This window comes from Pedococcus sp. P1_H8, from assembly GCF_056405175.1.
On sequence record NZ_JBFUCP010000234.1, the window covers coordinates 1 to 450 of the forward strand.

1 protein-coding gene is annotated in these 450 nt (G+C 72.4%); it reads right to left on the reverse strand.

The features are described from left to right. The coding region (locus tag AC1DYG_RS19755) for a ubiquitin family protein (RefSeq protein ID WP_477641549.1) at positions 1–349 on the reverse strand (349 nt) is incomplete at its 3' end. Positions 350–450 lie beyond the last annotated feature (101 nt).

The window sequence follows — 450 nt, forward strand, 5'->3', positions numbered from 1 at the left end:
GACGCAGGTAGCCGGCCAGCCGACCCAGGTGCACGTCCGCGACGAACCGCGGCTCGCGCAGCGGCAGCGGCCGCAACCGGGTGACGCCGGTCAGGTCGAACCGCTCGAACACCGGGTACACCGCTACCCGCTCGCCGCCGCGCACCCGGTACCCGAACCCCACCGAGACGCCGTCCACGAGGATCAGGTCGACCTCGGTGTGCGGGACGCCCAGCGACTCGATCCGGTCCTTCACCGAGGGGGTGCCGTCGAAGGCGTGGGGGAAGGTCCGCCGGCGCAGCGCGGGCGCCAGGAAGTCGTTCAGCTCCTCGTAGAAGCGGAACTCGCAGTGGTGTCGGGGTGGTCGCATCGGCGTCGTCCCGGGGGTCTCGGGCGACCGGTCTCGACCGCCTCGTCCCGATTGCCAACGTACGCCCGCGGCAGAACGCGGAAGGCCCGCACTCGGTGTCG